This is a genomic window from Curtobacterium sp. RM9, assembly GCF_054956955.1.
Map to the genome: position 1 here is coordinate 621578 of NZ_CM143271.1, position 24912 is coordinate 646489.

The 24912-nt window shown below is 72.9% G+C and carries 27 protein-coding genes; 12 read left to right on the forward strand and 15 right to left on the reverse strand.

The genetic code is table 11. From position 1 onward, the window contains the following. The first annotated feature begins 142 nt into the window (after positions 1 to 142). Positions 143 to 985, forward strand: a complete 843-nt coding sequence (locus ACY3FI_RS03020) for an NAD(P)-dependent oxidoreductase (RefSeq protein ID WP_462549264.1) — start codon at positions 143 to 145, stop codon at positions 983 to 985. Positions 986 to 1153: 168 nt separating this feature from the next. Here ACY3FI_RS03020 and ACY3FI_RS03025 read toward each other — a convergent pair whose 3' ends face one another. Further along, positions 1154 to 1417, reverse strand: coding sequence for a hypothetical protein (locus ACY3FI_RS03025; protein ID WP_462549265.1), 264 nt, complete (start codon positions 1415 to 1417; stop codon positions 1154 to 1156). Between the two features lie 9 nt (positions 1418 to 1426). Next, on the reverse strand, positions 1427 to 1951 hold the full coding sequence (locus ACY3FI_RS03030; protein ID WP_462549266.1) for a MarR family winged helix-turn-helix transcriptional regulator: 525 nt from the start codon (positions 1949 to 1951) through the stop codon (positions 1427 to 1429). Positions 1952 to 2086: 135 nt separating this feature from the next. Here ACY3FI_RS03030 and ACY3FI_RS03035 point away from each other — a divergent pair, with 135 nt between their 5' ends. Next, positions 2087 to 2980 (forward strand): alpha-E domain-containing protein, encoded by an 894-nt coding sequence (locus ACY3FI_RS03035; RefSeq protein ID WP_462549267.1) that lies wholly within the window; start codon positions 2087 to 2089, stop codon positions 2978 to 2980. A 138-nt stretch (positions 2981 to 3118) separates the two neighbouring features. Here ACY3FI_RS03035 and ACY3FI_RS03040 read toward each other — a convergent pair whose 3' ends face one another. Then, entirely contained in the window at positions 3119 to 4456 is a 1338-nt protein-coding gene (locus ACY3FI_RS03040) for an MFS transporter (protein WP_462550396.1), read from the reverse strand. Between the two features lie 5 nt (positions 4457 to 4461). Continuing rightward, the gene (locus ACY3FI_RS03045) at positions 4462 to 4872 is read right to left on the reverse strand and encodes a MarR family winged helix-turn-helix transcriptional regulator (protein ID WP_462549268.1); all 411 of its coding nucleotides are present in this window, start codon (positions 4870 to 4872) and stop codon (positions 4462 to 4464) included. A gap of 97 nt (positions 4873 to 4969) precedes the next feature. Here ACY3FI_RS03045 and ACY3FI_RS03050 point away from each other — a divergent pair, with 97 nt between their 5' ends. Further along, positions 4970 to 5722, forward strand: coding sequence for an SDR family NAD(P)-dependent oxidoreductase (locus tag ACY3FI_RS03050; protein WP_462549269.1), 753 nt, complete (start codon positions 4970 to 4972; stop codon positions 5720 to 5722). Positions 5723 to 5867: 145 nt separating this feature from the next. On the opposite strand, the gene ACY3FI_RS03055 is transcribed toward ACY3FI_RS03050, so the two are convergent. Both ACY3FI_RS03055 and ACY3FI_RS03060 read right to left on the reverse strand, forming a co-directional pair. Then, positions 5868 to 6137, reverse strand: coding sequence for a hypothetical protein (locus ACY3FI_RS03055; RefSeq protein ID WP_462549270.1), 270 nt, complete (start codon positions 6135 to 6137; stop codon positions 5868 to 5870). A gap of 11 nt (positions 6138 to 6148) precedes the next feature. Continuing rightward, positions 6149 to 7285, reverse strand: coding sequence for an inorganic phosphate transporter (locus ACY3FI_RS03060; protein ID WP_462549271.1), 1137 nt, complete (start codon positions 7283 to 7285; stop codon positions 6149 to 6151). Positions 7286 to 7371: 86 nt separating this feature from the next. Here ACY3FI_RS03060 and ACY3FI_RS03065 point away from each other — a divergent pair, with 86 nt between their 5' ends. The 3 genes from ACY3FI_RS03065 to ACY3FI_RS03075 all read left to right on the forward strand — a co-directional run bounded on the left by ACY3FI_RS03065 (position 7372) and on the right by ACY3FI_RS03075 (position 9859). After that, entirely contained in the window at positions 7372 to 8241 is an 870-nt protein-coding gene (locus tag ACY3FI_RS03065) for an alpha/beta hydrolase (protein ID WP_462549272.1), read from the forward strand. 72 nt (positions 8242 to 8313) lie between these two features. After that, positions 8314 to 9363 carry a lipoate-protein ligase LplAB gene (gene lplAB, locus ACY3FI_RS03070; RefSeq protein WP_462549273.1) on the forward strand — a complete coding sequence of 350 codons (1050 nt, stop codon included), beginning with the start codon at positions 8314 to 8316 and terminating at the stop codon, positions 9361 to 9363. A gap of 166 nt (positions 9364 to 9529) precedes the next feature. Next, complete coding sequence (locus ACY3FI_RS03075) at positions 9530 to 9859, forward strand: hypothetical protein (RefSeq protein ID WP_462549274.1); 330 nt, start codon at positions 9530 to 9532, stop codon at positions 9857 to 9859. Positions 9860 to 9920: 61 nt separating this feature from the next. On the opposite strand, the gene ACY3FI_RS03080 is transcribed toward ACY3FI_RS03075, so the two are convergent. After that, positions 9921 to 10205, reverse strand: coding sequence for a GNAT family N-acetyltransferase (locus tag ACY3FI_RS03080; protein WP_462549275.1), 285 nt, complete (start codon positions 10203 to 10205; stop codon positions 9921 to 9923). 72 nt (positions 10206 to 10277) lie between these two features. Here ACY3FI_RS03080 and ACY3FI_RS03085 point away from each other — a divergent pair, with 72 nt between their 5' ends. Next, entirely contained in the window at positions 10278 to 11651 is a 1374-nt protein-coding gene (locus tag ACY3FI_RS03085) for a hypothetical protein (RefSeq protein WP_462549276.1), read from the forward strand. Between the two features lie 110 nt (positions 11652 to 11761). After that, positions 11762 to 12664, forward strand: coding sequence for a DNA-methyltransferase (locus ACY3FI_RS03090; protein WP_462549277.1), 903 nt, complete (start codon positions 11762 to 11764; stop codon positions 12662 to 12664). Positions 12665 to 12681: 17 nt separating this feature from the next. Here ACY3FI_RS03090 and ACY3FI_RS03095 read toward each other — a convergent pair whose 3' ends face one another. The 8 genes from ACY3FI_RS03095 to ACY3FI_RS03130 all read right to left on the reverse strand — a co-directional run bounded on the left by ACY3FI_RS03095 (position 12682) and on the right by ACY3FI_RS03130 (position 22011). Continuing rightward, positions 12682 to 15216, reverse strand: a complete 2535-nt coding sequence (locus tag ACY3FI_RS03095; protein WP_462549278.1) for a DHA2 family efflux MFS transporter permease subunit — start codon at positions 15214 to 15216, stop codon at positions 12682 to 12684. 250 nt (positions 15217 to 15466) lie between these two features. Beyond that, positions 15467 to 17086: a phosphoglucomutase (alpha-D-glucose-1,6-bisphosphate-dependent) gene (pgm, locus tag ACY3FI_RS03100; protein ID WP_462549279.1), complete on the reverse strand. Its 1620-nt coding sequence runs from the start codon at positions 17084 to 17086 to the stop codon at positions 15467 to 15469. 58 nt (positions 17087 to 17144) lie between these two features. Then, positions 17145 to 17390, reverse strand: coding sequence for a hypothetical protein (locus ACY3FI_RS03105; protein ID WP_462549280.1), 246 nt, complete (start codon positions 17388 to 17390; stop codon positions 17145 to 17147). Positions 17391 to 17504: 114 nt separating this feature from the next. Beyond that, positions 17505 to 18167: a methyltransferase domain-containing protein gene (locus ACY3FI_RS03110; RefSeq protein ID WP_462549281.1), complete on the reverse strand. Its 663-nt coding sequence runs from the start codon at positions 18165 to 18167 to the stop codon at positions 17505 to 17507. Then, positions 18164 to 18817 carry a TIGR04282 family arsenosugar biosynthesis glycosyltransferase gene (locus ACY3FI_RS03115; protein WP_462549282.1) on the reverse strand — a complete coding sequence of 218 codons (654 nt, stop codon included), beginning with the start codon at positions 18815 to 18817 and terminating at the stop codon, positions 18164 to 18166. Before ACY3FI_RS03115 ends, ACY3FI_RS03110 begins: the two co-directional genes overlap by 4 nt. Continuing rightward, positions 18814 to 19704, reverse strand: coding sequence for a glycosyltransferase family 2 protein (locus tag ACY3FI_RS03120; protein WP_462549283.1), 891 nt, complete (start codon positions 19702 to 19704; stop codon positions 18814 to 18816). The genes ACY3FI_RS03115 and ACY3FI_RS03120 overlap by 4 nt, the downstream gene beginning before the upstream one ends. 352 nt (positions 19705 to 20056) lie before the next feature. Further along, positions 20057 to 21130, reverse strand: coding sequence for an NAD-dependent epimerase/dehydratase family protein (locus ACY3FI_RS03125; RefSeq protein WP_462549284.1), 1074 nt, complete (start codon positions 21128 to 21130; stop codon positions 20057 to 20059). Further along, positions 21127 to 22011, reverse strand: coding sequence for an MTAP family purine nucleoside phosphorylase (locus ACY3FI_RS03130; protein ID WP_462549285.1), 885 nt, complete (start codon positions 22009 to 22011; stop codon positions 21127 to 21129). Before ACY3FI_RS03130 ends, ACY3FI_RS03125 begins: the two co-directional genes overlap by 4 nt. Positions 22012 to 22131: 120 nt before the next feature. Here ACY3FI_RS03130 and ACY3FI_RS03135 point away from each other — a divergent pair, with 120 nt between their 5' ends. Genes ACY3FI_RS03135 through ACY3FI_RS03150 form a run of 4 tightly spaced genes read left to right on the forward strand, consistent with a single transcriptional unit; the run spans position 22132 to position 24816 of the window. Next, a complete protein-coding gene (locus ACY3FI_RS03135) occupies positions 22132 to 23361 on the forward strand; it encodes a molybdopterin molybdotransferase MoeA (RefSeq protein ID WP_462549286.1) in 1230 nt (409 codons plus the stop codon). Further along, entirely contained in the window at positions 23358 to 23852 is a 495-nt protein-coding gene (gene moaC, locus ACY3FI_RS03140; RefSeq protein WP_462549287.1) for a cyclic pyranopterin monophosphate synthase MoaC, read from the forward strand. The genes ACY3FI_RS03135 and moaC overlap by 4 nt, the downstream gene beginning before the upstream one ends. Further along, entirely contained in the window at positions 23849 to 24388 is a 540-nt protein-coding gene (locus tag ACY3FI_RS03145) for a MogA/MoaB family molybdenum cofactor biosynthesis protein (protein ID WP_462549288.1), read from the forward strand. The genes moaC and ACY3FI_RS03145 overlap by 4 nt, the downstream gene beginning before the upstream one ends. Beyond that, complete coding sequence (locus ACY3FI_RS03150) at positions 24385 to 24816, forward strand: molybdenum cofactor biosynthesis protein MoaE (protein WP_462549289.1); 432 nt, start codon at positions 24385 to 24387, stop codon at positions 24814 to 24816. The genes ACY3FI_RS03145 and ACY3FI_RS03150 overlap by 4 nt, the downstream gene beginning before the upstream one ends. Positions 24817 to 24912 lie beyond the last annotated feature (96 nt).

A 24912-nucleotide genomic window follows, 5' to 3' on the forward strand; every position in this document is an offset into this window, starting at 1 on the left:
TCAGGCCGAGACTCGCGCGTGCAGGAGCCGCGCGGGCCGCGCAGGCCGGGCCGTGCGGCACGTGAGAGCGTCAGGATGCGGGCGCGTACCGTCGGCGTCGCGGCGGCACCGTGCCCCCGCGGGAACGGAGACGCACGTGCGCGTGACGGTGCTGGGGACGGGGACGATGGGAGCAGGGGTCGCTCGGTCACTCCTGCGCGAGGGACACGAGGTGACGGTGTGGAACCGGAGCGCCGACAGGGCAGCGCCGCTCGCTGACGCAGGCGCCACGGTCGCCCGGGACGCAGGCGCCGCGGTCGCCGAGGCAGAGGTCGTGCTGCTGACGCTGTTCGACACGGACGCGGTCGTCGACGTGCTCGAGGACGCAGCCGGCGAGGCTCCCGAGGGCGCCGTGTGGGTGCAGGCGTCGACGGTCGGTGTCGACGGCACCGAGACGGTCGTGCAGCTCGCGGGGAAGTACGGCATCACCCTCGTCGAGGCGATGATGCTCGGCACGAAGGGCCCCGCCGAGCAGGGCACGCTCACGATGCTCGCCGCGGGGCCGGCGGACGTGCTCGACCGCGTCGACCCGGTCCTCGACGCGATCGGGGCGAAGACCGTCCGCGCGGGCGAGTCGGTCGGCGCCGGCACCGCGCTGAAGCTCGCGGCGAACGCCTGGATCGCGTCGATCACGGCGGCGACCGCGCAGTCGCTCGCGATCGCCCGGTCGCAGGGCCTCGACCCGTCGCTCTTCCTCGACGCGATCGACGGCACCGCCAGTGACTCGCCGTACGCCCACACCAAGGGCGAGGCCATGATCGCGGGGGAGTTCCCCGCACAGTTCGCGCTCGACGGGCTCCGGAAGGACATCGGCTTGATCACCGACGCGGCGAAGGCAGCCGGGGTGTCCACGGTGCTGCTCGAGGCACTCGGGCGGGTCTACGCCGATGCGAGTGCGGCCGGCCACGGCGGGGACGACATCGCGGCGGTGACCACCGCGTTCTGACGGCGGCGGCGCGGGCAGACGGCGCAGGCGCGAACCGAGTCTCGCGCTCAGCGACGGTTCTCGGGCAGATCGGCACGAGCGATGTCGCGCAGGCCGAGACTCGGCCCGCGGGAGCGCCGCGCGGCCCGCGGGAGCGCCGAGCAGCCCGCGGGAGCGCCGGCCGCCGGGCTACCCGCGGCGGAAGAACCGCCGGAGTGCGCCGGACAACCGCCCGACGGCCTCGTCGTTCATCGTGTTCGCGAGGTCGAACGCCTCGCGCGCGGGATCCGCGCCCGCCCGGATCCGCCGCAGTGCCGCATCCGCTCGGGCCCGTGCGTCGAGCTCCGCGAGTGGCATGTCGTCCTCGGGGTCCCGCGGGAACGCAGCCGGCTCCACGCCGCCGTCCGGCGACGGCACGGTCGCGCGCACGTCATCGGTCCCGGGGTCGTCCATGCGAGCAGGCTACGCGCTGCGCTCGACGCTGACCTCGGCGTCGGCGTCGGCGTCGTCCACCACCCGGGCCATCTGCTCGAGGAACGCCACGACGGTCGACATGTCGTCCGGTGCGAGGTGTTCGACGGCCTCGATCGCGCGGTTGTCGAGCTGGTCGAGCACCTGCAGTACCTGGCGCATCGACCGCCCGGACGCGGTGAGGATCACGCCGCGCCGGTCGGACGGGTCGGCGTGCCGTTCGACGTGACCGCTGCGGACGAGTCGGTCGACGAGGGCGGAGGTCGACGCCGCGGTGATGCCGAGTTCTTCGGCGAGGAACTTCGCGTTCATCGACCGGCCGGACTCCTCGGCGTCGATGAGCAGCCGGAGTGCCTGGAGGGCGTTCTCGCCCATGCCCAGGGCCTCGCGGGTTCGTCGCTGTGCGGCGCTCTCGGCCGTGCGGTATCGACGGAGCGCGTTCAGCACGTCCACCGCGTCGACCCTGGATGCATCGTCGTACCAGAATCCCGCGGTGGTGGTCACCTCGGAAGTCATGGTCCAATGCTAGACGCTCTAGTTAGATTGTCTAGCGACGTGCGGTGATCGACCTGCCGCAACACCCGTGACGCGGCTCGGAAACACCCCGGCAACGACGGGTCAGTAGGTTCGGCGCATGCAGGAGCCGACGTGTTGAGCCGACTCGCGGGGAGCGTGTTCCACGTCGGCAACGCCGTCGAACGCACGGACGTGGTCGCCCGCATGCTCGACGTCTACGTCGCTCGCGGGGAACCCGCCGACCGGGCTCGGGACCGGACGGTCGCCGCCGAACTCCGGGCGGTCGTCGGCGCAGCGGGCCCCGCGCACGACCCGGACCGGGCCGCGACCATCGAGTCGATCGCGCTGGACCGACACGAGCCGGCGTCGATCGCCACGGCCGTCGCCTCCGCGCGCGACGACGCCCGCCGTGCCCGCGAGGTCGTGCCGACCGAGCTCTGGGAGTGCCTCAACACCACCCGGTCGCGCATGCCGCGCAAGGTCGCCGCGGACCGTGCACACGAGTTCCTCGGCTGGGTGCGGGAGCGCAGTGCCCTGGCGGTCGGGATCGTCGAGGGCGATGCGAGCCGCGACGAGGTGTGGGAGTTCTTCACCCTCGGCCGGTCGCTGCAACGGTGCGCCGCGACCGCTCGACTCCTCGCCTCCGACCTGCTCGACCCGACGTCCGGGTCCTCGTGGGCGACGGCGCTCCGGGCGTGCGGTGCGGCCGAGGCGTTCCAGCGGGGCCGCGACCACCACGGGCCCGGGCCGGAGGACGCCGCGGCCTTCCTGCTGCTCGACGCGCACAGTCCGCGGTCGATGCGGTTCCTCGCGCGGCGGGCGGAGGAGTGCCTCCGCGATGTCGCCCCCTCGTGTGTCGCGGAGGAGGTGGAGGCCTTCGGCGCGACCGTCGCCGAGCTCGAGTCGGTCCCGGCAGACGCGGTGGTGCTCGCCGCGCGGGAGGCCGGCCGCCGGCTCGCCGCCGCGGCGGACCGGGTGGCGACGGCGCTCGACGAGCGCGTCTTCGTCGCGAGCGCGCCGGTCGCCTGACGGCGCCCCGCCCGACGGCTCCGCCGGAGCGACAGATCGCGCCGGACGGTCGGGACCGATCTGTCGCTTCCGCGGGAGGAGGCAGCCGGGAGGCGCGTGGCGGGGCTGCCCCGCGCCTCCAGACGGCGGGTGGTCGCGTCAGACCGCGCTGGAGCGGTCTGCGACCACCTCGTCGTGTTCCAGGTCGCGCCGCAGCGCGCTGCGCGCTGCCCGCGAGCCGACCACCGGCACGGCGTGTGTGATCGCGAGGTGGAGGCGGGAGTCCGCGTCGTAGCGGAGCCGGAAGCGCTCCCATCGGAGCAGCCACACGAGGGCGATCGCGAGCGCGACGAAACCGGAGGCGGCGCCGACGACGATCGCCCACCGTGGACCCCATGCGTCCGCGACGGCGCCGACGACGGGCGCGCCGATCGGGGTGCCACCGGCGAAGATCGCCATGTAGAGCGCCATCACGCGGCCGCGCATCGCGGGCTTCGTGGTGGTCTGCACGAGGGCGTTCGCGGTCGTCATGAACGTCAGCGATGCGAGGCCGACGAAGACCAGGACGATCGCGAACGTCCAGTAGGTCGGGGCGACGGCCGCGGCGGTGCAGGCGATCCCGAAGCCGGCCGAGGCGATGACGAGCGTCCGCATCCGCGGGCGGTCCCGGCGGGCGGAGAGCAGTGCACCCGCCACCGACCCGATCGCCATCACGGAGTTGAGCAGTCCGAACTCGCCGGCGCCCTTGCCGAACTCGACACGCGCCATGGTCGAGGTGAAGATCGGGAAGTTCACCCCGAAGGTGCCGACGACGAAGATCATGCAGAGCACCACGACGATGTCCGGGCGGGTCCGGACGTACTGGAAGCCGGCGATGATCTGACCCTTGCCGCGTTTCGGTCGGATGCGCTCGGCGAGCTGCGCGGGGTCGACGAACCGCAGCGCGACGAGGACGGCGAGGAACGACCCGGCGTTGATGACGAACACCCAGCCGGAGCCGATCGCCGCGATGAGCACGCCGGCGACCGCGGGGCCGATGAGCCGCGCGGCGTTGAACGACGCGGAGTTCAACGCGACGGCGTTCGCCACGTGCTCGCCCTGCACGACGTCGGAGACGAAGGCCTGGCGGATCGGGGTGTCGAACGCGGCGACGATGCCGAGTGCGAGGGCGAACCCGTAGAGCGACCAGAGTGTTGCCGTTTCGGTGAGGACCATGATCCCGAGGCCGAGCCCGAGTGCGCCCATGAGGCCCTGCGTGAGCATGAGCATCTTCCGCCGGTCGAAGCGGTCCGCGGCGAGGCCGGTCAACGGCAGCAGGAGCAGCTGCGGACCGAACTGCAGGGCCATCGTGATGCCGACGGCGATCGCGTCGTTGTCGGACAGCTTGGTGAGGACGATCCAGTCCTGGGCGGTGCGCTGCATCCAGGTGCCGACGTTCGACACGAGGGCCCCGGCGAACCAGATGCGGTAGTTGCGGGCGGACAGGGAGCGGAACATGGCGGTCACTGCTGGGCCAGCCTCCTCATGATCTCGGTGGCCTCGGCCAGGGTGGCGCGCTCGGCCGGGGTGAGCTCGGCGAGGCGCGGGGTGAGCCAGTCGTCCCGACGCTGCCGGGTCTCCTCGACGAAGGCGGAGCCGGCGGGGGTGGCGCAGAGGAGGACCTTGCGCCGGTCGTCTCCGTGGTCGTCCTTCGAGACGAGGCCGCGGCCGACGAGCACCGCGATCGTCTTCGTCATGCTCGGTGGGGTGACACCGTCCTGACGGCTGAGGTCGGCGAGCGACATGGCGCCGTCGCGGTGCAGTCGGGCGAGGGCGGAGAACTGCGCGTCGGTGACGGACGTGTCGGCCTTCTGGGCGCGGAGCGTCCGGGACAGCCGGTTCACGGCGATGCGGAGGTCGGTTGCGTCGGTCACGGGTCGTTAGCCTAGCTCATTAGTTCAGTGAACGAACTGGTTGTCCGGGTGTACGCTGACACGTAGACAACAGGTGTTGCCGAGAGAGAAGGAGAACATGTCCGAGTTCGAGGGCAAGGTGGCCGTCGTCACCGGTGGCGGCAGCGGCATCGGTGAGGCGATCGCGAAGGAACTGGCCGCGGCCGGGGCGAAGGTCGTCGTCACCGACATCAAGGCCGACGCAGCGCAGCGGGTCGCGTCGGAGATCGAGGGTGCGGGCGGCACGGCCAGCGCGTTCGAGGCGAACTCCGCCGTCGCGGCCGACAACGAGCGCATGGTGCAGCACGCGGTCGACACGTACGGCGCACTGCACCTCGCCGTGAACAACGCCGGCATCGGTGCCGCGCCGAAGCCGATCGGCGAGTACGACGTCGAGGCGTGGGACCGCGTCCGTGCGGTCGACCTCGACGGCGTCTTCTACGGGCTGCGCTACGAGATCCCGGCGATGCTCCAGGCCGGCGGCGGTGCGATCGTGAACATGGCCTCGGTGCTCGGCTCGGTCGGCATCGCGCAGAACGCCGCGTACGTCGCGTCGAAGCACGCGCTCGTCGGGCTCACCAAGGTCGCAGCGCTCGAGTACACGGCGCAGGGTGTCCGCACGAACGCGGTCGGCCCGGGCTTCATCGACACCCCGCTCGTGCGTGCGTCGCTGTCGGCGGACGAGCTGGCGGCGCTCGAGGGCGAGCACGCGGCGAAGCGCCTCGGCACCGACGCCGAGGTCGCGGCGCTCGTGCTGTTCCTGCTCAGCGACAAGGCGTCCTTCATCAGCGGCAGCTACCACCTGGTCGACGGCGGCTACAGCGCCCACTGACCCGGGTGCCCGGCGCCGGGTGTGCCTGGCGTGCCCGGCGGGACCGGGCGTACTCAGCGGATCCGGGCGTACCTGGTCGGAACTCCCGACCAGGTACGCCCGATCTCGCTCTCCATCGCGGGTGTTCTGGGGAGGAACGTGCCGCTCAGTGGAACTGGGGGATCGTCAACCAGACGCCGAACAGGACCGCGGCGACGCAGAACGCGAAGCACACGACGGCCCCGGCCACGGCGACCGGCGGCGTCTTCCCCGACCGGGCGGTCTCCTGGGCGTACTGGGTGTGGTCGCCGCCGGCGTCGACAGGCTGCCCGAGGCCGAGCAGCCGCAGACCGAGCGTGTAGACGAGGACCACGGTGACGGCGGCCACGAAGCCCACCCCGGCGACCGTCCCGATGGCGGTGAAGTCGATGTCCATGCGCTGCCCTCCTAGGCCGACACCGACGCGGCGGCCGGCTGCTCGTCGTTGACGTCGTCCTGGGTGATGGGCTTGCGGCGGGCCAGGACGAAGAAGGTGCCGCCGGCGACGACGGCGAGGACCGCCACCACCACGAGGCCGATCGTCGACGTTGCGGCGATGGCCGTCGCGATCGCCCCGACCACGGCGGCCGCGGGCAGCGTGATCACCCACGCGACGACGATCCGGCCGACGACCGACCAGTGCACGTCCGCGAGCTTCTTGCCGAGGCCGGAGCCGATCACCGAGCCGCTCGTGACGTGGGTCGTCGACAGCGCGAACCCGAGGTGCGAGGACACCAGGATCGTCGCGGCCGAGCTGGTCTCCGCCGCGAACCCCTGCGGCGACTGCACGTCGGAGATCTTCTTGCCGACCGTCCGCATGATGCGCCATCCGCCCATGTACGTGCCGAGGCCGATCGCGAGCCCGCAGGCCAGGATCACCCAGAGCGCGGGACCACTGCCGGACGGCTGGTAGTTCGCCGCGATGAGCGTCAGCGTGATGACCCCCATCGTCTTCTGCGCGTCGTTCGTGCCGTGCGCGAGCGACACCAGGGACGCCGAGATCGTCTGCCCGTGCCGGAAGCCGGTCGCCGCACCGTGCGTCGTCGCGTTCTTCGTGAGCGTGTAGGCGAGGTACGTCGCGACGAGGGCGATCACCCCCGCGATCACGGGGGAGAGCAGCGCGGGGAGCACGACCTTCGACACGACGGTGGCCCAGTCGACCGACTGCAGGCCGGCACCGATGATCGACGCGCCGATGAGACCGCCGAACAGCGCGTGCGTGGACGACGACGGCAGGCCGAAGTACCACGTGGCGAGGTTCCAGAGCACGGCGCCGACGAGTCCCGCGAAGATCATCGTCGGACTGATGTGGATGCCGTCCTGACCCTCGCGGATGATGCCCTGCGAGACGGTCTTGGCGACCTCGGTGGAGAGGAAGGCGCCGACCACGTTGAGGACGGCGGAGATGAGCACGGCGGTGCGGGGCTTGAGGGCACCCGTGGCGACCGAGGTGGCCATGGCGTTCGCGGTGTCGTGGAAGCCGTTCGTGAAGTCGAACACGAGGGCCACCACGATCACCAGCACGACGGTGACGAGGACGTCCATGCGCGTGACGCTAGGCCTGCTCCGAGCCCGCTGCGTGAACGCCGGATGAACACGCCCGGGCGCTGTGCGTCTGTCAGGATGCAGAGGTGCCGACCTTCTCCGCAGCCCGAGGGGACTCCTCGTTCACCGACGCGCACGGCGTCGAGATCGTCTACTCCACCTGGCGTGCCGCGCGGCCGAAGGGGATCGTGCAGATCGCGCACGGCGTCGGGGAGCACGGGCTCCGGTACGAGCCGCTCGCCCAGGACCTCGTCCGCGCCGGCTACACCGTGCACGCCAACGACCACCGCGGGCACGGTCGCACCGGGCTCGCGCAGTGGCACGGCGACCACGAGCAGCTCGGGCGTCTCGGACCCGGCGGCTTGCGGGCCGCGATCGCGGCCGTCGAACAGATGACGGCGGTGGCGCGCGAGGACACCCCCGGCGTCCCGCTCGTGCTGCTCGGGCACTCCTGGGGCTCGCTGATGGCGCAGCGGATCGTGAACACCTCGTCCGAGGCGTACGACGGCGTCGTCCTGTCCGCCACGGCCTACCGGCTGCCCGGCTGGATGAACAGCGGCGACCTCAACGCCCGGCACGCCGGCTCCGGTCCGACCAGGTACGAGTGGATCAGCCGCGACCGGGCGATCATCGACGCGATGGTCGCCGACCCGCTCGCGGTCGAGGCGGACGTGCTGAAGCTCTTCGGGTTCCGGGACACGCTGCGGCTGCTCGGGGTCCCGCGGCGGGGGATCCCGCACGACCTGCCGATGCTGCTGCAGGTCGGGTCCGACGACACCCTCGGCGGACCCCGGTCGATCGAGCGGCTCGCGCAGGCGTACCGCCGTCGCGGCGGCCTCTCCGACGTGCAGGTGCACGTCTACGAGGGGGCGCGGCACGAGGTCTACAACGAGACGAACCGCGACGAGGTGGTCGCCGACCTGGTCGCGTGGCTCGACCGCCACGTGGCTCGCTGACGCGACCGACCACCGGACTGGAGGCGCGGGGCGGGCCGGCACCGCGCCTCCCGTCCGGAATAGGGTTGCGGCATGCACGGTGAGTACAAGGTCCCCGGAGGCAAGCTGGTCGTCGTCGACCTGGAGGTCGTCGACGGGAGCATCGAGCAGTTCCGGCTGGCCGGTGACTTCTTCCTCGAACCCGACGACGCGCTGCCGCTCATCGACCAGGCGGTGAACGGCCTGCCCGCGACCACGGACGCCGCAGGCATCGCCGCCGCCGTCCGCGCAGCGCTGCCGACCGACGCCGTCCTGCTCGGCTTCACGCCCGAGGCCGTCGGCGTGGCCGTCCGCCGTGCACTCTCCCGGGCGTCGACGTGGCAGGAGTACGACTGGGAGATCATCCACGAGGGGCCGATCAGCCCGAACGAGCACCTCGCGCTCGACCAGGTCCTCACCGAGGAGGTCGGAGCCGGCCGCCGCGGTCCGACCCTCCGCATCTGGGAGTGGGACCAGCCCGCCGTCGTGATCGGGTCGTTCCAGTCCCTCAAGAACGAGGTCGACCCCGAGGGCGCCGCGAAGTACGGCGTCGAGGTGGTCCGACGGATCTCCGGCGGCGGCGCGATGTTCATGGACGCCGGCGCGATCATCTCGTACTCGCTGTACGTGCCCACCGACCTCGTGCAGGGCATGACCTTCGCCGACTCGTACGCGTACCTGGACGAGTGGGTGATCGAGGCGCTCAAGTCCCTCGGCATCGAGGCGTACTACCAGCCGCTCAACGACATCACGTCGACCAAGGGCAAGATCGGTGGCGCCGCCCAGAAGCGCCTCGGCACCGGGTCGCTGCTCCACCACGCCACCATGAGCTACGACATGGACGGCGAGAAGATGGTGCAGGTGCTCCGCATCGGCCGCGAGAAGATGAGCGACAAGGGCACCACCTCGGCGGCGAAGCGTGTCGACCCGCTCCGCTCGCAGACCGGGCTCACCCGGGCCGAGATCATCGACCGGCTCATCGGCACGTTCACGAAGCTGTACGGGGCGCACGAGGGGCACGTGACTGAGGCCGAGCAGGCCCGGGCGCAGGAGCTCGTGCGGACGAAGTTCGCGACGCGGGAGTGGCTCGAGCGGGTGCCCTGAGTGCTGGTGCCGGGAGCGCGCCCGGCGAGGGGGCGGGCTCAGAGCGGACGAGGCCCTGACCGGGCGAGCGCCTGGATCGGTCGCCTGGCACGTCGCACTGTCCGGATCGACGGAATCCACCGCGCGGCTGATGTCGCCCATCCGGAGGCCACGTAGCCTCGGACGCGTGAACTGGTTGATCCTCCTGGGGGCGGTGGCCGCAGCGGCCGTCGTGATGTGGGTCGCCGATCGCGCGGGGTGGATCGACCTGTCGAACAAGGCCACGCGCAGCGGCGGATCCGGTGGTGTCGTCTCGATGATGGACGAGGTGTTCGCGCCGACCCGTCACGAGACGCAGGCCGAGTACGAACGGCAGTCGCGTCTCCCGAGGGAGGCCCCGACGCCGGCGGACGACGACCACGACCTGCTCAGCGGCAGCGTGCTCATCCGGGTGCCGGCGGTGCGCGGTGCCGGCCGGCACGAGGCGCGGCCCGGCACGCTCGACCGGTCGTACTGAGGCGACGCCCGCTGAGATGCGATGCCCGCTGCGACGCGACGCCTGCCGCGACGCAGCCTGTTCAGCGCGTCGTGAGCTCCTGGTAGTCCGGGTGCCGCTCGATCCAGGCGTGCACGTACGAGCACTGCGGCACGACGCGCAGCGAGCCCTCGCGCACGTCGTCGAGCGCATGCTGGACGAGGATCGAGGCGTGGCCGCCGCCGCGGTGGGCGGGATCGACCTCGGTGTGCACGAAGCGGATCTCTTCGCCGTCGACCTCGTACGCCGCGAACCCGATCACCTCCCCGTCCTCGACGAGGGAGTACTGCTGCTTGTCGGTGTCGTTGCGGACCTCGGGTGCTGCCATGCGCCCGACGCTACGCCGGCCCTCCCGAAGAAGGGCCTGTGCGTCCGCTCTGTGGCTCGCTAGGGTCGCACCGTGCAGCACGAGCCCACTCCGCCCTTCCGCTTCCGGACCCCGCGGGGCTGGCCGGCTCCGTCCGACGAGTGGACGGAGCTGTACCAGGGCGCCGAACCGGCTCCCGGGTGGACGCCCGGCCCGGGCGTCGCTCCGGCTCCGCCCAGCTGGGCGTTCTGGCGGTCGGAGGCGCGGTCGTTCTGGTCGTACATGCCCGCCACCTCGCGCCGGCTCCGACTCGCGCAGCGGATCGCGTTCCCGGTGGTGGTCGCGGCGTTCATCGGTGTCGTCCTGACGTCGGCCCTCGGCGCGGAGGTGGCGGCGGTGCTCCTGCTGGCACCGCTCGTCGCCGCGATCGCGGTCCTGCTCGTCACCGGGGCCCGGCACGCCGACCTCGCCGGGCGGACCGCCACCTCGATCCGCGAGGACGCTGCGGCGTGGCGCCGGACCGAACTGCCCGCTCGTGCCCGCGCCGCCCGTCCGGACCTGGGCGAGGACGATGCCGTGGCAGCCTGGACCGCTGCGGCGTGGGGGCTGCCCGTCGCGCACCCGTTCGTCGAGGTGAAAGCCGCGCAGGTGGGGGAGTCCTCCCGCCGCAACACCCGGAGGGCCTTCACGTTCGTGTCCGTCGTCTCGGCGTTCGCGCTCGTCGTCGCGGCGGCCGCGGTCGTCGCCCCGGTGGTCGACCACGTGCAGCACGACGGGTCGACGCTGGCGTACGGACTGCAGGACATCGACCCGGACTCCGGCGAGCCCTACCCGGACGACCCCGGCGACGACTGGAGCGAGAGCGAGGGCGACACCTCGCCGTGGACCTCGGACGACGGCACCATCTCGGCCGCGCTGCTGCAGGACGACGACTCGTACGAGACGGCCTGCGGCACGGTCGAGAGCGACAGCGGCTGCTGGGCGTGGGCGGTCACGGGCGAGTGCAGCGGCCCCGCCGAGGTCACCATCGGCTTCGCCGACGAACAGGACGGCGACGACGTCCGCACCGACGCCCGGACGGTGACGCTGACCGCCGGACGGCCGCTCGTGCTCGTCGAGACCGGCGACGAGGAGTGGGCGGGTGTCGACGACGTCACCTGCCACGCACACCCGGAGTCGGCGGCGAAGCTCCGGACCACGGCACTCGACTCCGACGACGAGGATGAGGACGGCGCGTGGCCGGACGGCTGCGCCGACCTTGGGTGCGCCGGTTGGGAGCTCGCGCCGCTGACCGACTGCGAGTCCGCCACGGTGCAGATGGCCGTCGACGAGCCGATCGGCGACCTCGGTCGGCACGACGTCGTGGTCGAGGCACCCCTGTACCGCGGCTCCACCGTGCGGGTCTGGGCCGGCGGTGCCTGGTCGAGCGACCACGACGCCCGGCTGACGAGCGTCACCTGCCGCTGACCGGCCCCGCCGTCGGGCCGGAGGACCCCGCAGCGCGGGCCGGAGCGGTGCCGGCATCCCCGGTGCGGTCCGGCGCGGACCGCCCGTCCCCGGTGCGCGAGGATGGTCCCGTGCACATCGGCGAGGACCGCGGCCCCGACCGGGTGGTGCTCGGTGACAACGCCGACGTGCTGCCGACCCTGGCCGACGGCTCCTTCACCCTCGTCTACCTCGACCCGCCGTTCAACACCGGCCGCTACCAGCGCCGGCACGCGAGCTCCGCGGTCCGGAGCGACGCGGGCACGGAGCCGAGCCGGGCGGGCCGCCGGGAGACCGTCACCGGCTTCCGCGGCGGCACCTACGAGCGTGTCCGCGGCGACCTCGTGCGGTTCGACGACCGGTTCGAGGACTACTGGTCGTTCCTCGAACCCCGACTGCTCGAGGCATGGCGGCTGCTCGCGGACGACGGCACGCTCTACCTGCACCTCGACTACCGCGAGTCGCACTACGCCAAGGTGCTGCTCGACGCACTGTTCGGCCGCGAATGCTTCCTCAACGAGATCGTCTGGGCGTACGACTTCGGCGCGAAGTCGCGGTCACGCTGGCCGACGAAGCACGACACGATCCTCGTCTACGTGAAGGACCCGGCCCGGTACTGGTTCGACTCGGCGGCCGTCGACCGTGAGCCCTACATGGCACCCGGCCTCGTCACGCCCGAGAAGCGCGAGCGCGGCAAGCTGCCGACCGACGTCTGGTGGCACACGATCGTGTCGCCGACCGGGCGTGAGAAGACCGGCTACCCGACGCAGAAGCCCGAGGGGGTGCTGCGGCGCATCGTGCAGGCCTCCAGTCGGGAGGGCGACTGGGTCCTCGACGCCTTCGCCGGCAGCGGTACCACGGGTGCGGTCGCCGCGGCGCTGGGCCGTCGGTACGTGCTCGTCGACGACAACCCCGCCGCCGTGGACGTCATGCGTCGACGCCTGCCCGGGGCGTCGTTCGAGGTCGTCGGCCCGCCGACCGCGTCCGCCGGCTGACGACGGACGCGGGCCGGCTACTCGGCCGAGTGGCGGCCGTGCGGGTGGTCGTCGGCCGGACGGGAGGCGCGGCCCCCGTCCGCAGCATCCACGTCGGCTGCGTGGGTGGGTGCGTCCACCGCCCCCGTCGACCCGGCCGTGTCGGTCGCGTCGGGCGTCGGTGCCACGTGCGCGGCCCGCGTGCGGATGGCGCCGGTCGTGGTCGGCGGCTCGTCCACCGGCGCTGCGGCGGAGTGGGCGCCGTGCGTCGTCGCTCCGGGGAGCGGCGCGCGCGTGTCGGACGACGGAGCCGACGCTCGGGGTCCGGGCGAGGCCGCTGCCGGGGCCGACCCGGTGGGGGAGGCGACCGTCGTGGCGGAGGAGGCCGCGCCTCCCGACCGGGCACCGACCAGTGCGGGGCGGGGCTGTGCCGCCACGTCGGGCGAGGTCGGCACGACCGCCATCGATCCGGTGTCGGGCGACACCAGTGCGCCGCTGCCGGCGGCCGCCTGCTGCGCGTCCACGGCGAGCCGGTCCGACTCGCCCTTCTGCGCGTTCGCCTGCTCCTGGAGTGCCGAGACCTTGCGGAGCGGCGGCACCCGGAAGAACCACGTCAGGACGAAGGCGAGCAGGATCACGCCGAGGCCGACGTAGTAGACGACGACGGCCGAGTTGCTGAAGCCGACGAGGAACGGTCGGGTGAGGCGGTGGTCGGCGCCGTTGAGGAACGACGTGTCGCTCGTGGTGGCGCTGGACGACGAGTTCGCCGACGAGTCGCCGCTCTTGAGCTGCTTCACGATGGCGGGAGCGACCTCGCGGACGACGTTCGAGCGCTGCTCGGCGTTCGAGTAGTCGACCTGGAGCGTGCCGTCGACGACCTCGGCCTTCGCCTGGCTCGCGGCCTGCTCGAGGGCCTGCCGCTCGGCGGCGGGCTTCGCGGCGGCGACCTGCTCGTCGATGACGGACTGCGCCTGCGCGGCGGGCAGCTGGCCGGCGTCGACGCGCTGCTGCACGGCGGCCGAGACCTGCTTCGTGACCGCGGCGTCGGCAGCCTGCTTCGCCTTGACCGCGCCCTGGTTCAGGCCGTCCTGCACCTGCTGCTTGACCGGGTCGACGACCTTCCCCCAGATCTGGTCCATCACGCCCTTGTTGTCGGCGGCGTTCGCGACGGAGGGGGTGAGGGCGGCGTTCAGGGCGCTGCGGAGCGTGTTCTCGTTCTGCATCGCGCCCGTGATGTTCGTCGGCATCAGGGAGAACAGGACGGACAGGAGCACGGCGGTGCCCATCGTGCCGCCGATCTGGCGGAAGAACGTGGCCGCGCTCGTCGCGACGCCGATGTCCCGCGGGCTGACCGAGTTCTGCGCCGCGAGGGTGAGGGTCTGCATGAGCTGCCCGAGCCCGAGGCCGATGCCGAACATGCCGAGCATGAGGAACCAGAGCGGGCTGTCGGCCGTCAGGAACGTGAGGACGGTGAAGCCGATCGCGGTGAACGCGGTGCCCGTGATCGGGAAGACCTGGTACCTGCCGGTCCGCGAGATGATCTGGCCGGACGCGATCGAGGCGATCATCAGGCCGAGGACCATCGGCAGCATCGAGAAGCCGGACTCCGTCGGGGTGACGCCCTTCACGATCTGCAGGTACAGCGGGATCGTCAGCATGGCGCCGAACATGCCGAAGCCGACGAGCACGGACAGCACGGCGGCCATCGAGAACACCCGCGAGCCGAACAGCTTGAGCGGCAGGATCGCGTCGTCGCCCATCGCGCGCTCGACGATCACGAACGCGACGAGGCCGACGGCACCGATGCCGTAGCAGGCGAAGGCGCCCGGGGAGCTCCAGCCCCACTCGCGTCCCTGCTCGGCGATGAGGAGCAGCGGCACGAGGGTCACGATGACGAGGCTCGCGCCCCACCAGTCGATGCGCGGCTTGCCGCGGTCGCCGAACTTCGGCAGGTGCAGGAAGGTCAGCACCATCACGAGCGCACCGATGCCGATCGGGACGTTGATCAGGAAGACCCAGCGCCAGCCGGAGATGAAGAGGATCTCGCTCGCGCCGGCGAAGAGCCCGCCGACGAGCGGGCCGATGACGCTCGAGATGCCGAACACCGCGAGGAAGTACCCCTGGTACTTGGCGCGCTCACGCGGGGCGAGCATGTCGCCCATGATCGCCAGCGGCAGGGACATCAGGCCGCCCGCGCCGAGGCCCTGCAGCGCGCGGAACCCGGCGAGCATGAGCATGGACGTCGAGAAGGACGCGAAGAGCGAGCCGACGATGAAGATGCCGATCGCGGTGAGGAACAGCGGGCGCCGACCGAAGATGTCGGAGAGCTTGCCGTAGATCGGGGTCGTGACCGTGCTCGCGATGAGGTAGCCGGTCGTCACCCAGGCCTGCTGGTCGAGGCCGTGCAGGTCGTCGCCGATCGTCCGGATCGCGGTGCCGACGATGGTCTGGTCGAGGGCACCGAGGAACATGCCGGCCATCAGCCCGTAGATGACGAGCAGGATCTGCCGGTGGTTCATCACGGCGTTCGAGGCCGTGGTGGGGGCCGCGGGTGCGGTCGCCGTCTGGGTCATGTGATTCCGTCTCCCGGTACCGGTGGGCGCGTCGAACTTTGCGCTGGCTGCAAAGTTACAACTGCCGCAAGGTGAGCTGCCCCGGAGTGGCCTGTTCCTGTGGAGATCGGCAGGAGCAGGGGGACGGGACGTCGGGTGCCGTCCGGGCTGGACGGGCCGACGGCATCACGGTACGCCGCGCGCGCCCGACGGGGATGTCAGGTGCGCGCGGCGGTCACGGCGACGAGCGGGCTCGCGCGGGGTGCGGGAGTCAGGCGCCGAGTGCGGCGTCGACGATCTCCTTCGCCTCGCGCTGCACCTGCTCGAGGTGCTCCTGCGAGACGAAGCTCTCGGCGTAGATCTTGTAGACGTCCTCGGTGCCGGACGGCCGGGCCGCGAACCACGCCTTGTCGGTCACGACCTTCACGCCGCCGACCGCGGCGTCGTTGCCCGGCGCCTTCGACAGCTTCGCGGTGATCGGGTCGCCGGCCAGGGTCTGGGCGGTGATCGCGTCACCGTCGAGCTTCGACAGGCGGGCCTTCTGCTCCTTGCTCGCCGCGGCGTCGACGCGCTGGTACACCGGGGCGCCGAACCGCTCGGTCAGCTCGTCGTAGAGCTGCGAGGGGGTCTTGCCCGTCACGGCGATGATCTCGGACGCCAGGAGCGCGAGGATGATGCCGTCCTTGTCGGTCGTCCACGCGGTGCCGTCCATCCGGAGGAACGAGGCGCCGGCGGACTCCTCGCCACCGAAGGCAACCGACCCGTCGATCAGGCCGGGCACGAACCACTTGAAGCCGACCGGGACCTCCCACAGGCGACGCCCGAGCGAGTCCGCCACCTCGTCGATGATGCTCGACGACACGAGGGTCTTGCCGATCGCGGCGTCCTCGCGCCAGTCCGGACGGTGTGCGTACAGGTACTCGATCGCGACGGCGAGGTAGTGGTTCGGGTTCATCAGCCCGCCGTCCGGCGTGACGATGCCGTGCCGGTCGGAGTCGGCGTCGTTGCCGGTCAGGACGTCGTAGTCGTCCTTCCTCGCGACGACGGAGGCCATCGCGCTGGCGCTCGACGGGTCCATCCGGATCTTGCCGTCCCAGTCGAGCGTCATGAACGCCCAGGCCGGGTCGATCTCCGGGTTCACGACGGTGAGGTCGAGGCCGTAGTGGTCGCGGATGCGCTCCCAGTACGGCAGCGACGCACCGCCGAGCGGGTCGGCGCCGATCCGGACGCCGGCACGCTTGATCGCCGCGATGTCGATGATGTTCTCGAGGTCGGCGACGTACGAGCCGAGGAAGTCGTAGCGGTCCGGCGAGGCCTGCTCGGTGCGCTGCACCTCGGTGTTCCCGCCGGCGATGATCGCGTTCGCGCGCTGGGCGATCCAGCTCGTGGCGTCGCTGTCCGCGGGACCGCCGTGCGGGGGGTTGTACTTGAAGCCGCCGTCGCGGGGCGGGTTGTGGCTCGGGGTGATGACGATGCCGTCGGCGGTGTCGTCGTGACCGGCCTTGTTGTAGGCGATGATCGCGTGGCTGAGGGCCGGGGTCGGGACGTAGCCGTCCTCGGCGTCGGCGAGGACGTGGACGCCGTTCGCCGCGAGGACCTCGAGCGCGGTGCGCTCGGCCGGGGCGGACAGCGCATGGGTGTCGCGACCGATGAACAGCGGGCCGTCGGTGCCCTGTGCCGTGCGGTACTCGACGATCGCCTGCGTGATCGCGGCGATGTGGGTGTCGTTGAACGCCGAGTCGAGGGAGGACCCGCGGTGACCCGAGGTGCCGAAGACGACCTGCTGCTCGGGCTTCGACACGTCCGGCACACGCTCGTGGTACGCGGCGATGAGGGCGTCGAGGTCGACGAGGTCGTCTGCGGTCGCTGGGGTGCCGGCTCGGTCGTTCATGTCCCCATCCTGGCATCGGCCGCGTGCGAGCGTTCAGCTCGACGCGGCCGGTGTCGCGTCAGGCGGTGCGGAACGAACCGGTCGTCGTCCGGAGCGATCCGGTGACGGTGCGCGTCGAGCTCGTCGCGGTGCCGGGGCGGCGGAACTGCGTGTCCACGAACCGGCCGATCGCGCGGCCGACGCCGGTGCCGGTGTAGGTGCCGAGCGGTCGCCATGCTGCGTCGACCGCGTAGGCGCCGCGCTCGTCGCGCTGCTCGAGGCCGGAGACGTACGCTCCGCCGAGGGGGTGGTGACGGTTCTGCATCGGGAGCTCCTCGTCGTCGTGCCGAGGCTCGCCGACCGCCGACCGGCGGCCACGACGCCGTCGACTGGTGGGCCCTAGCCTACCCCTTGTGTTGCATGATGCAAGACAACCGCGTCAGGCGACCAGCTCGCAGAACGTCCGGCCCTCGGCGGTCCAGCTCTGCCGCGCGGTGAGGCCCGCGGCCGCCGCATGGTCGAGCAGAGCGTCGATCCCGACCTCGGCCCACGGGAACGCGCCGCTCCGGTGGCCGTCCGCATCCACCACGCGAGCGGTGAACGCGCGGTCGGCGGAGCGGTCGACGTGCGTCTCGACCACCACGCGGCCGCCGACGCGGACGATCTCGCCGCAGCGGCGCAGCAGTGCCTCGGGGTCGCCGCCGATGCCGATGTTGCCGTCGATCACGAGCGCGGTGTCCCAGTGGCCCTCGTCGGGCACCGGGTCGAAGACCGAGCCCTGCATCGCGGTGCCGCCGGTCTCCCGGGCGATCGCGACCGCCTCGGCCGAGACGTCCACGCCGAGCGACGGGATCCCCAGGGTCCGCGCGGCGACGAGCATCCGCCCGGGGCCGCAACCGATGTCGATCACGGGGCCGTCGGCGACCTCGAGCAGGGAACGGTCGACGCTGTCGGCCGCGGCGCTCCAGCGGCCGACGTCGAAGGTGATCGCGGCGTCCGGGCGGTCCGGGTCGGTGAGGCGGATCCGGCCGTCGGTGCGCAGGGCACGGGCGTACGGCTCGCCGCCGCCGGCGCCGAACGCGACGGGTGCGTGCATGGTCATCGGGTGCTCCCCACGGTCTCGGCGCGCAGCGCCTCGGTGAAGCGCGCTCCCGGGACGAGCGCGGCGACGCGGTCCGCGTCGGCGATGGTGTCGACGTCGAGCAGCGTGCCGAGGCGACCGACGTCGAGTCCGGCGTCGACGAGTCGGGCGAACTGCACCGCGCCGGTGTCGTCCTGCGACATCGGGACGCCGCGCAGGTGGGCGCCGTCGGGCTCGCGGAGGTAGAGCGCCCAGAAGCCGCCGTCCTCCGCCGGGCCGAACCAGGCGTCGCGGTCCGGGCCGTCGAACACGGGGGCGAGGTCGGTGGTGCTGACCTGCGGGGTGTCCATGCCGACGAGGAGCAGCGGACCGTCCACGGCGTCGAAGAGCTCGCCGAGGCGCTCGTCGAGGCCGCCTCCGGGCTGGTGCAGGACGTCGAAGCCCTCGGCGCCGTCGGGCAGCACCTGGCCGTCGAAGAACAGGAGGCGTCGGGCGGCCGGCAGGGCCTGCACGGTCGCGAGGGTGTCGGCGAGGCTGGCGGCGGCGACCCGCGCGGCACCCTCGGGGGAGAGGGCGGGCGTCAGTCGGGTCTTCACCCGGCCGGGCAGACACTCCTTCGCGACGACGGCGACGGTGATCCCGCGGGCGTCGTCGGCGTGGCGGCCCGTCACGAGCGGACCTCCGAGGGGGCTGCGGTGGCGGCCGGCACGGTCGAGGCGGGCGCGACCGGAGCGACCCCGGCGGTGGAGCCGGCCGTCTGCGGAGCCGACGGCTGCCCGGCGGCGGTGGGGCGTGCCTCCCGGCCGTACTGCCGGAGGAGTCGGGACATGTCCTTGACCGCGTTCACGGTGCCGCGGAGCGTGCCGGTGACCTTGCTGTCGCCGATCCGCTGCGCGTAGCCGATGTCGGACTCGTCGACGCGCCAGCCGCGCGCATGTGCGGCGAGGACCATCTCGAGCGGGTAGCCGCTGCGGCGGTCCTGCAGGTCGAGGGCGACGAGGTCTGCTCGGCGCATCACCCGCATCGGGCCGAGGTCGCGGAGCCGGTACCCCGTGGCGCGGTGCATCAGGACCGCGAGGACGCGGTTCGCGAAGCGTGCGTGCGGTGCCCAGGCGCCGCGCGACGTCGGGACGCGTCGGCCGAGCGCGAGGTCGGTGTGACCGGAGGCGACGCGCTCGACCAGGGCGGGGAGCTCTGCCGGGTCCATCGACGCGTCGGCGTCGCAGAACGCGACGTACTCGGCGGTGGCCGCGGCGACCCCGGCGGCGCATGCCGAACCGAACCCCTTACGCGGTTCCGTCACGACGGTCGCGCCGTGGGCGCGGGCGACGTCGGCCGAACCGTCGGTCGATCCGTTGTCGACGACGATCGCGCGGAAGCCGCGGGGCAGGCGCCCGAGGACCTCGGGGAGCGCGTCGGCCTCGTCGAGACAGGGGAGGATCACGTCGACGTTCATGTCGACCATTCGGTGCGGCGCGTCGGATCGACGGGTCCGGGGCTGCTCCGCGCGCGTCGTGCGGGCGGGGTCGTCGGTCGGCTCGTCCGGTCGTCGGTGCATGCGTCCACGTAACACGACGTCACGACGCGGGGTACAGGAAGCGCGTCACCCACTGACCGATCCGCGCACTGACGGCGGCGCGTCGCCCCGAACGGGGGACAGGTCGGTGCGCCGCGGACGCTGCGGCGCGCGTGGGGCGTCCGCGACGGGCCGCGCGCGGGCGCGCGGGCTGCGAGCGGTCGGTCGTGACTTCACGCGCTGAGCGACATCTCACGTTCCGGCGGCCGCGCGAGGTGTCGCTCAGCACGTGGGGTCGTCGCAGGTCCGGCCGGGAGGCGCGGTGCGCGTCGGTCGCGCACCGCGCCTCACGCGGGGGTGCGGTCCAGGGCGCGTGGCCGGGTCGGCCCCGCGGCTAGCGCTGCACGGCGGCGCGCAGCGGGGCGGTCGCGAACTCGCGCATGCCGCGCTCGAAGTCGACCTCGGCGCGCCAGCCGAGCTCGGCGGCGATGCGCTCCGACGAGGCCGTCACGTGCCGCACGTCGCCGAGCCGGTACTGCCCGGTGACGACCGGCTGCGGACCCTCCGGCCCGGCGATCGCCGCGGCCATCTCGCCGATGGTGTGCACGACACCCGAGCCGACGTTGTAGGCGCGGAACGCCTCGTCCGGCAGGTCCGCGGTCGCGGCGATCGACGCGGCGTTCGCTCCGGCGACGTCGTCGACGTGCACGAAGTCACGACGCTGGCGGCCGTCCTCGTAGACCCGCGGCGCCTCACCACGGGCGAGTGCGGAGCGGAACAGGCTCGCGACGCCGGCGTACGGCGTGTTCGCGGGCATGCCTGGGCCGTACACGTTGTGGTAGCGGAGTGCGATCGCCCGACCGCCGGTCGCACGGGCCCAGCTCGACGCCAGGTGCTCCTGCGCCACTTTCGTCTGCGCGTACACGTTGCGGGGGTCGAGCGCGGCGGACTCGTCGATGAGACCGGGCAGCAGGGCGTTGCCGTCCGGGCCGATCGGGTCGAACCGACCGGCGTCGAGGTCCTCGCGCCGGCGGGCCGGCGGACGGACGGGGGTACGGTCCGCGGTCGTGTACGCGCCCTCGCCGTAGACGACCATCGAGCTCGCGACGACCAGGCGACCGATGCCGTGGCGGTCCATGCCGGCGAGGACGTGCGCGGTGCCGGCGTCGTTCGAGGACACGTAGTCCGGGGCGTCCTGGAAGTCCACGCCGAGGCCGACCTTGGCGGCCTGGTGGCAGACGACGTCGACCCCCTCGAGGGCGGCGTCGAGCGAGACGCGGTCGCGCACGTCACCGTGCACGAAGGCGATGCCCTGCTGCTGGTGGGCGGTGACGACCGCGGCTGGGTCGCCGTGCACGTCGTCGCGGAGCGAGTCGAGCACGACGACCTCGTGACCTTCGGCGCGCGCGAGGCGGACGATCGCGGAACCGATGAAGCCGGCGCCGCCGGTGACGAGCAGGCGGGTCACGCGGTGGCCCCGGTGCTGGTCCGGCCGGTGGTTGCCTCGCCGGTGGTGACGATGCTGTCGCTGGCCGCGGTCGGGACGAGCTCGCGCGGCGTGTAGTCGTCGGGCACGGCGGCGACGATCGACCCGATGGCGCGGACGATGACCTCGTTCGCCCGGGCGAGGCGCTCCATCACCATGCCGTGCGTGACCGGGGCCTCGCCGGACTCCTCGCCCTCGGCGGGTGCCAGGCCGGCGTCCGCGTCGGTGACGAACGACAGGTTCACGGTGCCGATGCCGAGCTCCGCGGCGAGCGGGACCTCGGGCGTCATCGTCATGTTGATGGTGTGGCCGCCGGCCTCGCGCAGCCAGACCGACTCGGCGCGGGTGGAGAAGCGGGGCCCCTGGATCACCACACAGGTGCCCGTCGGGCGGAACGGCACGTCGAGCGCGCCGAGGGCCTCGACCGCGACGCCGCGGAGCACGGGGTCGAACGGGTCCGCGAACGAGAGGTGCTGCACGGCGTCCTCGAAGAACGTGTCGGCGCGACCCCAGGTCCGGTCGATGAGCTGGTCCGTCACGACGAAGGTGCCCGGCGCGTAGTCGGGGTGGAGGCCACCGACCGCGCTCGAGGACACCAGGGCGCGGACACCGAGCGAGCGCAGGGCCCACAGGTTCGCGCGGTGGTTGATGCGGTGCGGCGCGACCGAGTGCTCACGGCCGTGGCGGGTGAGGAACGCGACCCGCTTGCCGGCCATCATGCCGATACTGATCGGGCTCGAGGTCGGGCCGAACGGGGTGTCGACGTCGATCTCGTCGGCGCTGCCGTCCTCGAAGAGCCGGTACAGGCCGGAGCCGCCGATCACCCCGATGCGTGCACGTTCGCCGTCCACAGGTCCCGTCATCGTCACGTCGTCCTCCACAGGTCCTCCGGATGCTCGTGGGCGCGTCCTGCGCCCTCGTTACGCTACTGACGCCACCCCCGGACGGACCGGGAGGGCATCCACCACTGTTCGGAGGCGCACGTGCGAACGATCGGTCAGCACCGGGACGACATCGCGTCCCTCGTCGCCGGCGCGCTCGTCCGTCGGGGCGCGGACACACCCGAGCGGCGCTCCCTCGACGACCTGGCGGCCACCGCGGGCGGCGCGTCCGGCCGGCGGGTCCTCGCCGGTCCGGTCGTCGCGTCCGTGCCGCTGCCGCCGTTCGACAACGCGCAGATGGACGGGTTCGCCGTCCGCGCCGTCGACGCCGGCCGGTCCGTGCGGGTCGTCGCGCCCGTGCCCGCCGGGGTCGTCCCCGCGCCGCTCGACCCGGACACCGCGGCGCCGATCATGACGGGGGCGCGCATCCCGTCCGGTGCCGACGCGGTGTTCCCGGTCGAGGCCACCGAGCCCGGGGCCTTCCCTGCTGCGCTCCACCTCGACGCCGTCACGGTGCCGGACGACCTCGCCGCCGGCACCTTCGTCCGGACCACCGGCAGCGACCTGCCGCAGGGCGGCGACCTCGCGGCCGCGGGGGCACCCGTGACGCCGGCGCTGCTCGGCACGCTCGCGTCCGCCGGGGTGACCGAGGTCGACCTGCTCCGGCCCCTGCGGGTGCTCGTCGTGTCCACCGGCTCCGAGCTGCAGGGCGCCGGTGCGGCCACCATCGGCGACGCCAACGGCATCGCGCTGCGTGCGGCGCTCGCCGAGGTCGGTGCCGAGTCGCGCGCCGTCCGCCTGCCCGACGACCCGGACGCCTTCGTCGCGTCGGTCACCGAGGCCGCGGGTGATTGGGCGGACCTCGTGCTCACCACCGGCGGCATCAGCGCCGGCGCGTACGAGGTCGTGCGCCAGGCCCTCGAGCCGCTCGGGCTCCGTGTGACCCCGGTCGCGATGCAGCCCGGCGGCCCGCAGGCCTCCGGTACCGTCGCGCTCGGCGGCCGTCCGGTGCCGGTCGTCTCGTTCCCGGGCAACCCCGTCTCCGCGCTCGTCTCGTTCGAGGTGTTCCTCCGGCCCGCGCTCGCCGCGGCCGTGGGGCTCCCCGCGTCGCGCCCCGAGGCCCGGCTCCCCGCGGCCGACGCGGCGTCGTCGCCCGCAGGCAAGCACCAGGTCCGTCGTGGCCGCGTCGCCGACGGTCGGGTGCACTTCGTCGGCGGCCCGAGCTCGCACCTGCTCGCGCACTACGCCGCCGCCACCCACCTCGTCCACGTCCCGGTCGGCACCGACACCGTCGGACCGGGCGACCCGCTGACCGTCTGGAGCCTCCGATGACCGATGCCGACCTCCCGGTGACCGACGACCTCTCGCACGTCCGGAGCGACGGCACGGCGCACATGGTGGACGTCTCCGACAAGGCCGTCACCGCCCGTTCGGCGACCGCCACGGCCACGCTCGTCACCCGGACGGACGTCGTGGAACGCATCCTCGACGGGTCGCTGCCGAAGGGCGAGGTCATCGGCACCGCACGCATCGCGGCGATCATGGCGGTCAAGAAGACGTCCGACCTCGTGCCGCTCTGCCACCCGCTGCCCATCGCCGGGGTCGAGGTGGACATCGTCGGTCGCGGCGACCGTGTGGTCGTCGAGGTCTCCGTCCGCACGACCTCGCGCACGGGTGTCGAGATGGAGGCCCTGACCGGGGCGAGCGTCGCGGCCCTGACCGTGTACGACATGGTGAAGGCCGTCGACCGCACGGCCTCGATCACGGACGTCCGGGTGCTCGAGAAGCACGGCGGACGCTCCGGTGACTGGAGCAACCGATGAGCAACGAACCCACCCGTGGCCGGGCCTCCGTCGTCGTCGTGTCGACGCAGGCGGCGGCCGACCCGACGCTCGACCGGACCGGACCGGTCATCGCCGCGTGGCTGCGTGATCGGTCGTTCGTCGTGGCGGAGCCTGTGATCGTGCCGGACGGTGGACCGATCGCCGACACCGTCGGGGCCGAGCTCCTCGCCGGGGCCCGGGTCGTGCTCACCACGGGCGGCACCGGCGTGACCCCGACCGACCGCACGCCCGAGGCCGTCGCGCCGTTGCTCGACCTCGAACTGCCCGGGCTCGTCGAGGAGATACGACGTCGCGGGCTCGCCGGCGCCGGACCGACCGCGTTGCTCAGCCGCGGGGTGGCCGGCATCGCGACCGCCGGAGCCCCGGCCGGCACCGGGGTGGGCGGCGCACTCGTCGTCACGCTGCCCGGCTCGCGTGGCGGGGTGGCGGACGGGCTCGACGTCGTCGGCGGGGTGCTCGACCACGTGCTCGCCCAGCTGCACGGCGAGGGACACGCAGCACGGAGCGCCTCGTGACCGCCGCCGCGCGGGTGCTGCTCGCCGACGTCGTCGACCGGGTCGTCACGGTCGACGAGGTCTCGCTGGCCGTCGCCACCGACCAGGACGGCGCCGTCGTGACCTTCGCCGGTGTCGTCCGCGACCACGACGACGGCAAGGGCGTGACCGCGCTCGACTACGAACGGCACCCGAGCGCCGGGGACGTCATCGCCGAGGTCGCCCGGACGATCGCGGCGGACCACCCCGGCGTCCGCATCGCCGTGCTGCACCGCGTGGGCGCGCTCGGCATCGGGGACGTCGCGCTCGCCGCGGCCGTCGCCTCGCCGCACCGTGCCGAGGCGTTCGCGGCGTGCGGGGCGCTCGTCGACCTCGTCAAGGAGCGTGTGCCGATCTGGAAGCACCAGCGCTTCGCCGACGGTTCCGACGAATGGGTCGCCGCGCTCTGACCGACCCCTGCGACGAGGGCTGTACGGAACCGCAGGAGACCGTGGCCGGATCGCAACACCGCCACGCGTTCGGGGCGTAGCGGCGGCTCCGAGCGG